The organism is Gemella morbillorum (assembly GCF_900476045.1).
Taxonomy (GTDB): Bacteria; Bacillota; Bacilli; order Staphylococcales; family Gemellaceae; genus Gemella; species Gemella morbillorum.
The window spans coordinates 40,258-54,723 of sequence record NZ_LS483440.1 but is presented as its reverse complement, the minus strand read 5'-3'; the positions used below and the strand labels follow the sequence as shown (position 1 = coordinate 54,723).

General features: G+C 30.9%; 14 protein-coding genes. 5 read left to right on the top strand and 9 right to left on the bottom strand.

Annotation, left to right across the window (positions count from 1 at the left end):
- Positions 1–13: 13 nt before the first annotated feature.
- From opp4B to DQN46_RS00185, 9 genes are all read right to left on the bottom strand, one after another.
- Positions 14–979, bottom strand: a complete 966-nt coding sequence (gene opp4B, locus DQN46_RS00225) for an oligopeptide ABC transporter permease (protein ID WP_111742586.1) — start codon at positions 977–979, stop codon at positions 14–16.
- Positions 979–1,911 carry an ATP-binding cassette domain-containing protein gene (locus tag DQN46_RS00220; protein ID WP_111742585.1) on the bottom strand — a complete coding sequence of 311 codons (933 nt, stop codon included), beginning with the start codon at positions 1,909–1,911 and terminating at the stop codon, positions 979–981. Before DQN46_RS00220 ends, opp4B begins: the two co-directional genes overlap by 1 nt.
- Positions 1,911–2,915, bottom strand: a complete 1,005-nt coding sequence (locus DQN46_RS00215; protein ID WP_111742584.1) for an ABC transporter ATP-binding protein — start codon at positions 2,913–2,915, stop codon at positions 1,911–1,913. The genes DQN46_RS00220 and DQN46_RS00215 overlap by 1 nt, the downstream gene beginning before the upstream one ends.
- A gap of 257 nt (positions 2,916–3,172) precedes the next feature.
- The gene (locus DQN46_RS00210; protein ID WP_004633880.1) at positions 3,173–3,988 is read right to left on the bottom strand and encodes an MBL fold metallo-hydrolase; all 816 of its coding nucleotides are present in this window, start codon (positions 3,986–3,988) and stop codon (positions 3,173–3,175) included.
- A 222-nt stretch (positions 3,989–4,210) separates the two neighbouring features.
- The gene (locus tag DQN46_RS00205; protein WP_111742583.1) at positions 4,211–5,410 is read right to left on the bottom strand and encodes an ABC transporter permease; all 1,200 of its coding nucleotides are present in this window, start codon (positions 5,408–5,410) and stop codon (positions 4,211–4,213) included.
- Between the two features lie 2 nt (positions 5,411–5,412).
- Entirely contained in the window at positions 5,413–6,315 is a 903-nt protein-coding gene (locus DQN46_RS00200; protein WP_111742582.1) for an ABC transporter ATP-binding protein, read from the bottom strand.
- Positions 6,316–6,386: 71 nt separating this feature from the next.
- Positions 6,387–6,920, bottom strand: coding sequence for a DUF2812 domain-containing protein (locus DQN46_RS00195; RefSeq protein ID WP_111742581.1), 534 nt, complete (start codon positions 6,918–6,920; stop codon positions 6,387–6,389).
- Positions 6,921–7,439: a DUF2812 domain-containing protein gene (locus DQN46_RS00190; protein WP_004633876.1), complete on the bottom strand. Its 519-nt coding sequence runs from the start codon at positions 7,437–7,439 to the stop codon at positions 6,921–6,923.
- Positions 7,432–7,764: a PadR family transcriptional regulator gene (locus DQN46_RS00185; RefSeq protein WP_004633875.1), complete on the bottom strand. Its 333-nt coding sequence runs from the start codon at positions 7,762–7,764 to the stop codon at positions 7,432–7,434. Before DQN46_RS00185 ends, DQN46_RS00190 begins: the two co-directional genes overlap by 8 nt.
- A gap of 316 nt (positions 7,765–8,080) precedes the next feature.
- On the opposite strand from DQN46_RS00185, the gene DQN46_RS00180 reads away from it, so the two are divergent.
- The 5 genes from DQN46_RS00180 (at position 8,081) to glmS (ending at position 14,348) form a co-directional block, all read left to right on the top strand.
- Positions 8,081–8,869: a DUF6612 family protein gene (locus DQN46_RS00180; RefSeq protein WP_111742580.1), complete on the top strand. Its 789-nt coding sequence runs from the start codon at positions 8,081–8,083 to the stop codon at positions 8,867–8,869.
- 214 nt (positions 8,870–9,083) lie between these two features.
- Positions 9,084–9,866: a DUF6612 family protein gene (locus tag DQN46_RS00175; protein WP_111742579.1), complete on the top strand. Its 783-nt coding sequence runs from the start codon at positions 9,084–9,086 to the stop codon at positions 9,864–9,866.
- A gap of 192 nt (positions 9,867–10,058) precedes the next feature.
- Positions 10,059–10,835: a DUF6612 family protein gene (locus DQN46_RS00170; protein ID WP_111742578.1), complete on the top strand. Its 777-nt coding sequence runs from the start codon at positions 10,059–10,061 to the stop codon at positions 10,833–10,835.
- 201 nt (positions 10,836–11,036) lie between these two features.
- The gene (locus DQN46_RS00165; RefSeq protein WP_111742577.1) at positions 11,037–11,825 is read left to right on the top strand and encodes a DUF6612 family protein; all 789 of its coding nucleotides are present in this window, start codon (positions 11,037–11,039) and stop codon (positions 11,823–11,825) included.
- 720 nt (positions 11,826–12,545) lie between these two features.
- Positions 12,546–14,348, top strand: a complete 1,803-nt coding sequence (gene glmS, locus DQN46_RS00160) for a glutamine--fructose-6-phosphate transaminase (isomerizing) (protein ID WP_111742576.1) — start codon at positions 12,546–12,548, stop codon at positions 14,346–14,348.
- The last annotated feature ends 118 nt before the right edge of the window (positions 14,349–14,466 follow it).

Sequence of the window (14,466 nt, the reverse complement as noted above, 5' to 3'; positions counted from 1 at the left end):
ATTTAACTTCCTCCTAGTCTAATTTAATACGCGGGTCAACAATTGCCATAATAATGTCACTTAGCATACTTCCTAGTAATGTTAGGAACCCTGAGAATAACATAAGTGTAGTTACAACGCTGTAGTCTCTATCTAAAATACTTTGATAGAATAATTGTCCCATTCCTGGATAACCAAAAATTGTTTCTACGAAAATACCACCACTGAAAAGACCAGTGATTGAGAATCCGAAGAATGCTGCAATTGGTAAAATAGAGTTTCTAAAGATATGCCCTGAATAAACTTTGTTAACAGGTACACCTTTTGCTCTTGCTGTTTTAACATAATCACTTTGTTTAGCATCAATAACTTCATTACGTAAATACTGAACAGTAGATACTGTCGATAACAACGCTAAACAAATACCCGGTAAAATCAAGTGTTTAAGTTTATCAATATAGTATGCAAATGTCCCTGGATCAAGGTTAACATCTACAGAACCACTTGTTGGGAACCAGCCTAATCCGAATCCAAATAACGCAATCATAAATAAGTATAATACAAATGATGGAATTGCTAAGAAGAAGAAATTGTAGAAGTTTACAAATTTATCAAATTTAGAACCGTTATAACGTCCAGCATACATCCCCATAGGAATGGCGATAGAGTACATTAATAACGCTGTAAATAGTGATAAGTTAAATGTATTAAAAATTCTTTCTCCTAAAAGAGTTCCAACAGATTTACCAGTAGTGTAACTTAGACCAAACTCTCCGTGGAAGAAGTTATTTAACCATGTTAGATACTGTTGATACCAAGGGTCATAGAAACCACTCGCTTGGCGAATTGATTCAATTTGGTCTTGAGAAATCTTTGGATTTTCTGCAAGCCCACTAAATGGATCCCCAGGCATAAGTTTCGCTAGACCAAAAACTAAGATACTAAGGATGAATAACTGTGGTATCATAACTAAAATACGTTTTAAAACTACTTTCCACATTATACTTCTCCTCCTTTCATAGCAACATAGTGCGTCTCTGTTAATTTTTTAAGTGGATAAACACGTCCATCTTTATCAAAATAATCATTGTAATGTTCATTATATTCTGCTTCAACAGCTTTTCTTACCTCTATGATCTCTTTAGCTTTATCAAGATTTGTACTTGGAATAGCTGCTATAAGACGTTTTGTATAAATATGTTGCGGATTATTATAAATATCTTCACGCGTTCCACGTTCTACAATTCGTCCACGATACATGATATAGATGTAATCACACATATGTTTAACAACACCAAGGTCATGCGAGATGAATAAATAACTGATATTAAATTCTTTTTGAATTTGTTTCATAAAGTTAAGAACTTGCGCTTGAACTGAAAGGTCAAGAGCTGATACTGGTTCATCAGCCACGATTAATCGCGGATTACACGCTATAGCTCGTGCTACTCCAATACGTTGACGTTGTCCACCTGAAAATTCAAATGGATATTTATACATAGCTTCTTCACCCATACCAACAATATTAAGAAGTTCTAAAACTTTCTTTCTTGTATCTTCTTCTGATAAGTTTTCAAAGTTATTAATAGGTTCAGAAATAATATCAATAATACGTTTCTTTGGATTTAAACTAGACATTGCATCTTGGAAAATCATTTGAACATCACGATTATATTTTATCTTATTACGAGCAGCTTTTTTTGTTACATCTTCATCTTTATAGATAATTTGCCCTGCTGTAGCTTTTTCAAGCCCTAGTATAACTTTACCAACAGTAGTTTTACCACTACCACTTTCTCCAATAAGCCCGTAAGTTTTACCAGCTTCGATATTCACATCAACACCATCAACCGCATAAACATAATCTTTTATAGTGTTAAAGAAACCACCTCGAATGGGGTAGTGAACTTTTAAATTTTCAACTTTTAACATTAAGCATCCTCCCCTTCAAACACAAAATCTTTATAACATGTACATCTTACTAGGTGGCCTTCTTCTACTTCGTGTAACGTTGGCTCTTCTTCGTGTGAATGTTCAGAAACCCAAGGAATACGGTCAGCAAAACGACAACCTTTTCTTTCTAAGTTTTTGATAGATGGCACCATTCCTTTAATTACATAAAGTTCATCATCTGAAGCCTCGTCTTCAAGCTGTGGAATACTACGTAGTAAACTACGCGTATACGGATGTCTCGGATTTTTAAAAATTTGTTCAGCAGTACCAATTTCTACTACTTCTCCTGCATAAAGAACAGCTACTCTATCTGCCATTTCAGCAACAACTCCAAGATCATGGGTAATCAAAATAATTCCCGCATGCATTTCTTCTTGAAGATTTTTAATAAGGTCTAGAATTTGAGCTTGGATAGTAACATCTAATGCTGTTGTCGGTTCATCAGCGATAAGAACGCTCGGTTTACAACTCATCGCCATTGCAATCATAACACGTTGACGCATCCCACCTGACAACTCATGTGGATATTGTTTTGCACAACGCTCTGGATTCGGGATTCCAACTTGTGTTAAAAGCTCAATAACACGCTTTTCTCTTTCTGCTGCACTAAGTTCGGTATGATAAATAAGTGCTTCCTCAATTTGTTTGCCAATTCTATGTAGAGGATTAAGCGAAGATAGAGGATCTTGGAAAATCATCCCTATATCTTTTGTTCTAATTTTATTCATTTCTTCTTCAGTTAATTCTAATAAATTCTTTCCATTAAAAATAACTTCTCCAGTTGATTTAGTTAAATTTTCATTGTGAAGTCCCATAACCGTTGTTGCAAGAGTCGATTTTCCGCAACCACTCTCTCCAACGATAGCTAATACTTCATTTCTATAAAGATCTAAACTAACTTTATCCACAGCATTAAAATAATCATCTTTTATTCTGAACGCCGTTTCTAAATTCCTAATCTCTAATAACTTTTCTTTAGTCATTCGTTAAACTCCTTCCTCATAATATACATGAACAACTTACAACTTCTAAACTACATGTTTTACCTTATAATCCCAAATCAATCAGAATTATCTATAAAATATCTCTCCTATTCATAAAAACAATATACATAATATATTATAGGATTTTTAGGAAAAATGCAATAAAAAAATAGAAATCCTAGTTGAAAAACTAGAATTTTCTGACTATTTCTAGAAGAATTATATTTTCTTTATTAGAATATCAACAAAAATATTTTTTATATTTCAAGTATTTTTGTTGGAATAACAGGATCTGTATCCATAATTACAATTTTATCATTGCAAGCTATAGTTTTGTCACTCGCCACTTCGCAATCAATATCTTTATTTTTCAGCGTTATAGATGCCGCCATACGCGCAAGCTCTTTTGTATTATTTTGTTCGCTGAGATGTGCCAATAATACATTTTTCGTATTACTTCCAACTATTCTCGTTAAGTAATTTGCAGAATCTGTATTGGATAAATGCCCCTTATCAGATAATATGCGCTGTTTTGTTGGCCACGGATATGGCCCACTCAGCAAGACATTTTCCTCATGATTACTCTCATAAACTAATGTATGCGAATCTTTAACATAGTCCACCATTTTATCCGATATATACCCTGTATCTGTTAAAATGCTAACCCTTTTCCCATCCTTTTCGAAAACATAGAACTGTGGGTTTGCTGCATCGTGACTTACTCCAAAACTATTGACTACTAGCCCATTAAATATTTTACTATCTTCTTTCTCAAAATGGAATTTTAGGTCAGATTTTATCTCACCGATTTTACTCATATTATCCCACGTAAGTTTATTGGCATACACTGGAATATTATACTTACGGGCTAGAACACCAATACCTTTAATATGATCAATATGCTCATGAGTTACAAATATTGCATCAACATCCTTAATATCACGTCCTATTTGCCCAAGATTTTCAGTTATTTTTTTCCCAGTAAGACCTACATCAACAAGGCAACGGAAATTATCGTCTTCTATATAGACACTATTTCCACTGCTGCTACTAGCTAATACCGATAATTTCACATCTCTACCTCCTCGATTTTTTCATTTTTATATTATACCACTTTTTAAGTAAGTTAGGTAGTCCTAAAGTTTTAGAAAAAAGTGTCTATATACTAAACTTTTTTAAAAACTAATAATTAAACTCCACTTCTTAAAATTTATCTAAAAAATGGAGTATTTTTTAATTCAAAAGCTAATTCTTATAAAAAAGGAACACCAACTAGCGTTCCCTTTTAATATATTTTATTTTCTAAATAATAACTTGAAGAAGTTTAATTTCTGACCATATCTCAATGTAGCCGAACGATATACTTTAACACAAGCTATCGCTACAACAATTGTTGTTACTACTAAGATTCCATATGATGCCAACAACTCCGTTGTACTAACATGACTTATCGCATATCTCGTGAACATTACAAAGTATGAAGTAAGTGGGAAGTAAGATAAGATTTCTGCTAATTTTGTATCCCCTGAAGAACTCATAACATAGTAATCTACAAAGAATCCAGCTATAAATATTAACATTGGTATAGTTATTGCCCCGTTAACATCTTCTACCTTGCTAACTAATGAAGCAAATGCTGCGTACATAAACATAAACATTACAAACCCAGTTAAAGTGAAAATTAATCCTATTCCGATTACTTTGTAATCAAGATTATTAACAATAACTTTTAATCCCTCACTATACCTTTGCATATTTATCTTCATTCCAACAAACAAACCACCTATAGCCACAGCCATTTGAATTAGAACGGCTATAGATAAAGCAAATACTTTCCCTAGAATTAACGTTTTTGGATTAACTGTCACGATTAACAACTCCATCGCACGATTACTTTTTTCTTTAACAACGTTCATCGCGACAACACTACCAAATTGCATTACAGTCATATAAATAACCAATGTTAAAACATAAACAATCGCAACTTTAACACCTTGGGCTATCATATCAGAATCTCCGCTAATATTAACCATCATTGGTTTCGGAACAGCCGCTTTAACTTGATTCACCTTATCATAATCAAGACCACTTTGTTTATAAACATACTTTTCTACATTTTTTCCAAATGCTTCTTGGAAGTCACTTGAAGAACCGCTAAAAATACTACGTTTTGATAAGTATTCGTATCTTTCTTTTGTTAAGACTATTGCTTCATCAAGCTTATCCTCTTTAATATCTTTTTCTGCAGCTTCTTTAGAATCATACTTTTTAGCATCTTTTAAATTTTCTAATTGAATATTTACATCCTTCACTACATAAGCGCTACGCTCAAAATTATTATTACTTTTCCCTTTAAACAAGTTGCTATTCGCTATTGATGGTATAAAGGTTACTCCTATAGCAACTATAAAATAAACTGCCATTATAACTTTCGTTGATGTTTTCCCAAAAAATTGTTTAAGTTCAAAATTAAATACTGTGCTAAAATTTTTCATAATTATTTACCTACCTGACTTACAAAGATTTCTTCCAATGATGGTTTATAAAGTTTAAATTCTTCTACATTAAAGCTACTTCCTGATAATTTAGCAAGCAACTCTTTCTTAGCGCCTTCTTCTTTAAAATCAAGAAGTACTCCCTCCGGTACTAAGCTGTATTCTATTCCCATTGGAATAGATTTTAAATTAGCAAGCAACTCTTCTTTTTCTAAATTACTAACGCTTAAAATCATTTTCCCATGACCAAGTTGTTTTTTAATATAGTCTAAGTTTCCACTTAAAACAATTTCCCCTTGCTCCAAAATATTAATATCTTCGCAAAATGTTTCTACAACTGGCATTTGATGAGACGAGAAGATTACAAGTTTATCTTTTTTGATAAACTCTGTTATAATCTCTTTTAACTTCCCTACGTTAACTGGGTCTAAACCACTAAACGGCTCATCAAAAACTAATATATCAGGATCATTCATAACACTTTGGATAATTTGAATTTTTTGAGCGTTCCCTTTTGACAAAGTTTTCAAAGCTTGTTTATTATCTTCTAACTCAAAAAAGTCTAGCCATTTTTTTGCTTCATCTCTAGCAGCTTTTTTCGTCATACCTTTTAGCATTCCGAAGTAAGCCAACTGGTCTACCAATCCAACACCATCGTACATGCCACGTTCTTCAGGTAGATATCCGATTTTTACTTTGCTGTGGTCAAGAGGTTTTCCGTCAAGTAAGATTTCTCCTTTATCCGGCTTGAAAATATCAAGTAAAACTCTAAAACTTGTAGTCTTACCACTACCATTACGCCCCAAATATCCATTTGCTACTCCACTTTTCGCTGTGAAATTAATTCCTTTAAGAACTTTTTTATCCCCGAAGCTCTTTTCTATATTTCTAAATTCTAATATCATAGTTATTCTCCTTTTTATTTATACATTATATTTTTAAATAATTTATTTAAAATCTTTTATAATATAAACCTTTAACTCCCGTCAATATTTTTCTTACACGCTCGTCTAAGTTTTAAAAATTTTGGTATAAAAATCATTAATCCTCCCAAACCAAAGCCGCCAAGTCCACTACATAAAGCTGTAACGACCTTCCCTGCTGTCTCACCTATATAACTATCTACCCTATTCGAAAAACCTGCTAACAAAAGACCAATAATAAACATGTAAAAAAATCTAAAAACTCTATATTTGATAATTTCGTATTCAGTTTCGTCATCACTAAAAATCGGATAAGAGTTTTCATCTCCTTCTGCAAGTCTTAGAAAATATGTTAACTTAATTTTGTGAAGACGCCACCCACTAGCCTTATAATACTCTGTTATCTCAGGCGAGAAGTTTTTATCATAGATGAACTTGTACTTTTTTGGCTTAGTATTTGTTTTTTTCATTCTTACGATTACAAAATAACAACTATCATACTCGTACCCTTCTTGACTAAGTTCTGTCATTTTTTGTTCAACCTTATCGTAACTAGTCCATATCGTTATATATTTGTACTTCGTCACCTAATCCTCTCCTTTCTCAGCTATTTTGTATTTAATATAAAAGTAAATGTTTAAAAATACTAATGCTGTTGTTCCACCACAAAACATTCCTTGAATAAATTTAAATATATGGCCTTCCATAACGCTATATTCACTCCCTAACAAAATCAATATAGTAATAAAAATACATATTAAATTTAGTTTTAACGTGAATTTTAGACGATATTTCCACATTTCTACTTCTCCTATATTATCGGTATATAAATCTACTGCATTAGACTCTCCTCTTAATATTTGCCAAAAAAAGCTATTTCTTATTAACTTCCAACCATTAGCTTGATAAAATTCTTGTTTTTCTTTTGTAAACTTTCTATCATAAACTAATTCATACCTATAGTTTTTTGGCTCTCCCTTTTCAAGTACTATAAAAAATACCAACCACTTTTTATAGTGCCACCCTTGTGAGCTATAATATTCCAATCTTTTTAAAAATTGGCTATTCTTTAATGCAAAAGCATGAACTATTTTATATTTACTCATGATATCCACCTCTTAAAAGATTATCAGCGACATTTAGTAAAAACTCCCTTTTTTCAAAGTCTTTCATCAGCACTTCATAACCCTTTTTTGTTATGTGATACTCTTTTTTAGAATTGTCTATATCCTTTTCTTCTATCCAATTCACTCCAACCATTTTCCCCAGCGTAGTATACATTGTTGCTGGCCCAATAATAATACTATTATTGGTAATCTCAGCAACTTTTTGCATTATCATATACCCATGAATAGGTTTAGTTAAAACTAATAGAGTAAAAAATATACTGTCTGTCAGCTCGCCACTTTCATAAGGACTTGCCTTCGCCATACTTTATCGCCTCCTTCTCTTGATTATAAAACATATAGGTTTAACTAGCACAAAATCTTATGCACCCTTAAATTATAAATCATAGCATATATATCCATAATTGATATATTTATCTTTGATATAATTATATATCAATCATTGATATATGTCAACAATTTTTATATATTTTCTGAATTTATCTATTTCTATACTTTTTGTAATGGGTTTATAGTTTATCTAGCAATATATTTTATTTTATGTTAGAATATGTTTATAAAATAAGTTATATAGAATAAATATATAGTTTATAAATTTTTTTACAAAGAAAGGTGATATCATGAAATCAATAAAAAAATATATTTTAATTATTGCTGTGGCACTACTTACTATAAGTCTTTCTGCTTGTGGTACTAAAGTAACAGCTGAAGAAGCTATTAATAAAGTAGCAGAAACTAACAAAAACATTAAAAACGCAGAATTTACTTCTAACGTTACTACTGAGTTTACTTCTAATAATCAAACAAGAAAAACAGAAGCTAAAGTTTCAGGTACCATGATTTCTGACCCATTAGCTCTATACGCTAAAACTGATATTACATCTCCAAGAAAAACTTCATTAGATATGTATATCAAAGATAACGTTATTTATGTTAAGAACGGCGATAGTAGCGCTTGGTTAAAGAGCTCTGATCCTAAATTACTTTCTCAATTTGAAAAGTATAAACAAATTACTAGTTCTGATAAAGTAATGGACTTTTACAAAAAACTTGGTAAAGATTTCAAAATAACTGAAGAAAATGGTAATTATGTTCTTACATATAATGGTAGCGGAGACCAATTTAAAGAGCTTATGACAGCTCTTTCGGAGTCTTCTGGAGGACAATTAAACTCTAAAGCCATTAACAATGTAGACTTTAAGAATGTTGATATTAAGTATGTTGTAACTAAAGATTTCAATATTGTTAGTGGTGAAGTGAAAATGGAAATCGCTAGCAAGAGCACATCAAATCCTGAAACATTAAAATTAATTCAAACCATTACATATGCAAAAATTAATCAAGTGAATAGTATTGATCTTCCTGAAGAAGCTAAAAACGCTAAAGAAATCAATAAAATTTCACGCTAAAATGTTTAATAATTAACTCTGAAAATAAAATTATTTTCAGAGTTATTATTTTTACTTAATAAAAGATATATTATTTATAGTAGCTTCTAATATAAAATATTGACTCATCTAGTAATACATTTTATTTTATGTTAAAATATGTGTATAAAATAAATAATATAAAATAAATATCTAAATTTAATTTATACATTATTTTATGGAGAAAGGTGATATCATGAAATCAATAAAAAAATATATTTTAATTATTACTATGGCATTACTTACTATAACTCTTTCTGCCTGTAGTAAAGTAACACCAGAACAAGCTCTTAATAAAGTAGCAGAAGCTAGTAAAAACATTAAAAATACAGAGTTTTCAGTTATTGTTAGTACTGAATCTACTTCTGGTGACAAAACGAGAAAAATAGAAGCTAAAATAACAGGTGCTGTAATTAATGAACCTCTTGCTATACATGCTAATACTGAAATCAAATCTACAAGAACAACTTCGTTAGATATGTATATCAAAGATAATGTTCTTTATGCCAAAAACGATGGAAGAGAGCCGTGGTTAAAAACCTCAGACTCTAAATTCCTTTCAAGATTCGAAAGTTATAAACAGATTACTAATTCTGAGAAAGCAATGGAATTTTACAAAAAAAATGCTAAAGATTTTAAAATGACTGAAGAAAATGGTAATTATGTTCTTACATATAGTGGTAATGGAGATCAATTTAAAGACCTTATGAATTCTCTTATTGAGTCTTCTGGTGGACAATTAAATGCAAAAGCTTTTAATGACATAGAATTCAAAAACGTTAATATCAAACTTGTTGTAAGTAAAGATTTCAACCCTGTTAGCAATGAAGTAACAATGGAAATCGCTAAAAAGAATTCATCAACACCTACATCATTGAAATTAGTTCAAAGTGTTACTTATTCAAAAATCAATCAAGTAAATAGTATTGATCTGCCTGAAGCAACTAAAAATGCTAAGGAAATCAAAAAAACATCATAACAATTAATTTAATAATAGCCCTAGAATTAACCTTACTTCTAGAGCTATTATTTTTTACTTAAATACTGTACAATAATATATATACTTTGTATATCTATTATCATAAAAATATAAGTTTATCTAGTAATATATTTTATTTTATGTTAAGATTATGAATATAAAATAACTAATTTTACAGAGAAAGGTGATTTCATGAAATCAATAAAAAAATATATTTTAATTATTGCTGCGGCATTACTTACTGTGACTCTTTCTGCTTGTAAAAACGTAACAGCTGAAGAAGCTATTAACAAGTCAGCAGAGATAAGCAAAAACATTAAAAATACAGAATTTAAATCCTTTACTACTTCTGAATATATTACCGGTAAAGATCCGCATAAAAAAGAAGCTACTATTACGGGAACTATTATTAATGAGCCATTTTCTATACACGCTTCTGTCGAAGCTAAGGCTGACAAACCAACTTCATTTGAATTATATATCCAAGGTAAAGCCCTTTATGAAAAAGTAGGAAGTGAACCTTGGAAAAAAGACTTATATTCTAGCTATCTATTTGAGAGGTATCAAAATATTTCTAAAACCGAAAAAAGAATGGAATTTTATAAAAAAGTCACTAAAGATTTCAAACTAGTTAAAGAGAATGATACTTATGTTCTTACATATAGTGGTAGCGGCGATCAATTTTCTGATTTTGCAACTTCTCTTGTTGAGGTTTCCGCTAGACAGTTAAACCCTTATTCAGTTAAAGATGTAGAGTTTAAAAGCGTTAATATTAAGTATGTTATCTCTAAAGATTTCACCCCTATTAGCAACGAAGTGACAATGGAGGTTGTTAGTAAAATAATACCAAAAGCTAAAACTTTGAAAATAACACAAAAAATTACTTATTCTAATGTGAATAAAGTAAATAGCATTGATCTCCCTGAAGAAGTTAAAAATGCTAAGGGTAAATTTGAAATACAACTCTAAAATTATTTAATCCCCTCTGAAAATAGAAGTATTTTCAGAGGGGAAATTTCTTCTTAAGAGTAGCTTTAAACTATCATTCACTGTATTAATTATATATACTTAGCGTATAAATATTAATTTATCTAGTAATATATTTTGTTTTATGTTAGAATATGGATATCAATTTAATTTTTAAATTACTTTATAAGGAAAGGTGATATCATGAAATCAATAAGAAAATATCTTTTAATTGTTGCTGCAGTATTACTTACTATAACTCTTTCTGCTTGTGGTACTAAAGTAACTGCTGAAGAAGCTATCAATAAAACTAACGAGGCATCTAAAAATCTGAAAAATACAGAATTTGTCTCTTCTAACATTTCTGAGATAATTGTAGGAGATCAAACTCAAAAAATAGAAAACAAAGTGTCAGGATCTCTAATCTTGGAACCATTCACTATGCATGCTACTACTGAGATTAAAGCTCAAGATAAAACTCAAACGTTAGAAATGTACATCAAAGACAATGTTGCATATGCAAAAGCTACCGGACAAGATACTTGGGTAAAAAGTTCTAATAATAATATAACTGCTCAATTTGAAAATCTTAAAAAACTTGCTAACTCTGAACAAGTTATGGAGTTCTACAAAAAAATTGCTAAAGATTTTAAAATAGCTGAAGAAAAAGGCAACTATGTTCTTACATATAGCGGTAACGGTGATCAGTTCAAAGAGCTTATAGTTGCTATTGCTAACTCTTCTGGTGGACAAGTGGTAAATGCCAATGCATTTAACAACGTAGATTTCAAAAACGTTACTATCAAACTTGTTGTAAGTAAAGATTTTATACCTATCAGCAATGAAACAACGATGGAAATCGCCACTAAGAATGCAGCGAACCCTACTACAATGAAAATAACTCAAAATACTAGTTATTCAAATGTAAATAAAGTAACTAGCATCGATCTTCCTGAAGCAGCTAAAAACGCTAATGAAATCGGTAGAAACTAAAAATTAACAATTAAATATTTAATACTTAACTCTGGAAACAATTCTATTTCCAGAGTTATTATTTTGCTCTCAGCTTACAGCTAAACCCCTATATAAAAAGCTATTTCAGGCGTTTAGAAGCTTTTGTTATCTGTTCTCTTCCCACCACATTATTTCAAAATTTACTCCTTTTTTTAAAACAAATAAATATCAAATCAATTTACATAAACCTTTTCATTTAGTATAATAATGTAGATAATATACTAGGAGGTTTGTTTTTTATAGTTATAGCGCCCGAACTAAGTTCTAACGATTAAACCGAGCTTAGTTGACGAGGGAAAAAGTTATCGAAAATTCGGCGGATGCTTTTTCGGAATTTAAGAGTTTCGTTAAATAATGTACAAACGGAGTATTTCTTTGAAATAAAATTAAATATTTTGAAAATAACTTTTTATCTAAGTTTTCTTTTCGAAAAAAGTAATTTTCTTATAAATATTTAATATTAAATTTAAAATTTATTCTACAAAATCATTATTATCTCTTAATTTTAAGATTGTTACTAATTATCATTGCAGGGAATAGTCTATACTTTTAGACTGTTGTAAATTTTTTGCTGTTTATCTTTTGAATTTTGTTAAGATTTCGCAAAACACTTTTAACTTTTTATTAAGTTTACCTTGTAAAATCAGTAATTATATCTTTTAAATCAATTATTAAAGAAAAAAGCGAGGAATTTTTTATATGTGTGGTATTGTAGGATTTGTTGGAGAAACAAATGGAGTTAAATTTTTGATTGATGGGCTTAGCAGCCTTGAATATCGTGGTTACGATTCAGCAGGAATTGCTGGAGTTGTTAATGGCGAAGCAAAAGTTACTAAAGCAGTAGGTCGTATTAAAAACCTAGAAGCTCTTATTCCAGATGATCTTCACATTGAACTTGGAATTGGTCATACACGTTGGGCTACTCACGGTGGAGTTAACGTTACTAACTCACATCCTCATCAAAGCTTTAACAAACGCTTTGTTCTAGTTCACAACGGTGTTATCGAAAACTTCCAAGAATTAAAAGATAGATTCTTCAAAGGAGTAGACCTTGTTTCCGAAACTGATACTGAAGTTATCGTTCAACTTATTCAAGTTTATAGCGATCGTGGAATGAGTACTAAAGAAGCATTCAAAAAAGCAGTATCAAAATTACAAGGTTCTTATGCACTTTGTTTAATCGATACTAAAGAATCTGATACTTTGTATGTGGCAAAAAATAAAAGTCCATTATTAATTGGACTTGGAGATGGAAAGAAAAATTTTGTCGGAAGTGACGCTCTTGCGATGATTAAATACACTAACGACTTTTTAGAAATTAACGACGGAGAAATAGTTATTGTTAAAAAAGATAGCGTAACTATTGAAGATAAAGATGGAAATGTAATAAATCGCGACAGCTTCTCTACTAATCTAAACGCTGGGGAAATCGACAAAGGTATCCATGAACACTACATGATTAAAGAAATCAATGAACAAGTAGGAGCTATGCGTAATATTATTTCTCACTACTTTGATGGGCACAACGTTAATATAGACGATGATATTATTAATAATGTAAAAGAAGCTGATAGACTTTACATTATCGGTTGTGGAACAAGTTATAATGCTGGTTTAGTGGGGCGTGCTTATTTTGAAAGATGGGCAGGTATTCCTGCTGAAGTGCATCTTGCGTCAGAATTTGCATACAATGCGCCGCTTCTTTCTAAAAAACCTATGTTTATCTTCCTATCACAATCAGGAGAAACAGCAGATCTTCGTGCAGTATTAACGAAATTACGCAGTGTAAACTCTGACTATAAGTTTTTAGTATTAACTAATGTGGATGCTTCTACATTAGCTCGTGAATGTGATTATACATTACTACTTCATGCAGGTGTTGAGATTGCTGTTGCATCTACAAAAGCATACACAGCACAAATCGCAACACTAAGTATTTTAGCTTATGAAGTAGCGCGACAACTCAATAAACAACCAAAATTCGATATCGAACAAGAACTATCAGTAATTACATCAGCTATTGAATCTATTTTAGACGATACTAAAACTATTAAAGATTTAGCAAAAGATTTATTTACAGAGCGCAATGCATTCTATATTGGTCGTGGAACTGATTATTACAGCGCTTGTGAAGCTGCACTTAAACTGAAAGAAGTTTCTTATATTCAGACTGAAGGCTTTGCCGGTGGAGAACTAAAACACGGAACAATTGCTCTTATCGAGGAAAAAACTCCGGTAGTCGCACTTATTACTAATACAAAATTAGACCTTAATACACGTAGTAATGTTAGCGAAGTAGCTAGCCGTGGAGCTAATACCCTAATAATTACATTAGAAAAATTAGCGCGCAAAGGTGATTACGCTATCCCTAATGTTAACGAAGATCTTGCTCCTATCGCAAGTATCGTCGTAACTCAACTATTTGCATATTACGCAGCTGTATCACGCGGATTAGACGTCGATAAACCTCGTAACCTAGCAAAAAGTGTTACAGTAGAATAAATAACAAAAACCAGAACTTCTAAAAATTAGTAGTTCTGGTTTTTTTCATATTCTCTTAATATACGAGTAATTATTTTTATAATATCTAGCTAAACCATTGTTTATTTCTAGTAATTTT

What these genes read in the sequence shown, in the direction of transcription:
- opp4B (WP_111742586.1), bottom strand. Translation starts at nt 979, where the DNA reads ATGTGGAAAGTAGTTTTAAAACGTATTTTAGTTATGATACCACAGTTA.
- DQN46_RS00220 (WP_111742585.1), bottom strand. Translation starts at nt 1,911, where the DNA reads ATGTTAAAAGTTGAAAATTTAAAAGTTCACTACCCCATTCGAGGTGGT.
- DQN46_RS00215 (WP_111742584.1), bottom strand. Translation starts at nt 2,915, where the DNA reads ATGACTAAAGAAAAGTTATTAGAGATTAGGAATTTAGAAACGGCGTTC.
- DQN46_RS00205 (WP_111742583.1), bottom strand. Translation starts at nt 5,410, where the DNA reads ATGAAAAATTTTAGCACAGTATTTAATTTTGAACTTAAACAATTTTTT.
- DQN46_RS00200 (WP_111742582.1), bottom strand. Translation starts at nt 6,315, where the DNA reads ATGATATTAGAATTTAGAAATATAGAAAAGAGCTTCGGGGATAAAAAA.
- DQN46_RS00190 (WP_004633876.1), bottom strand. Translation starts at nt 7,439, where the DNA reads ATGAGTAAATATAAAATAGTTCATGCTTTTGCATTAAAGAATAGCCAA.
- DQN46_RS00185 (WP_004633875.1), bottom strand. Translation starts at nt 7,764, where the DNA reads ATGGCGAAGGCAAGTCCTTATGAAAGTGGCGAGCTGACAGACAGTATA.
- DQN46_RS00180 (WP_111742580.1), top strand. Translation starts at nt 8,081, where the DNA reads ATGAAATCAATAAAAAAATATATTTTAATTATTGCTGTGGCACTACTT.
- DQN46_RS00175 (WP_111742579.1), top strand. Translation starts at nt 9,084, where the DNA reads ATGAAATCAATAAAAAAATATATTTTAATTATTACTATGGCATTACTT.
- DQN46_RS00170 (WP_111742578.1), top strand. Translation starts at nt 10,059, where the DNA reads ATGAAATCAATAAAAAAATATATTTTAATTATTGCTGCGGCATTACTT.
- DQN46_RS00165 (WP_111742577.1), top strand. Translation starts at nt 11,037, where the DNA reads ATGAAATCAATAAGAAAATATCTTTTAATTGTTGCTGCAGTATTACTT.
- glmS (WP_111742576.1), top strand. Translation starts at nt 12,546, where the DNA reads ATGTGTGGTATTGTAGGATTTGTTGGAGAAACAAATGGAGTTAAATTT.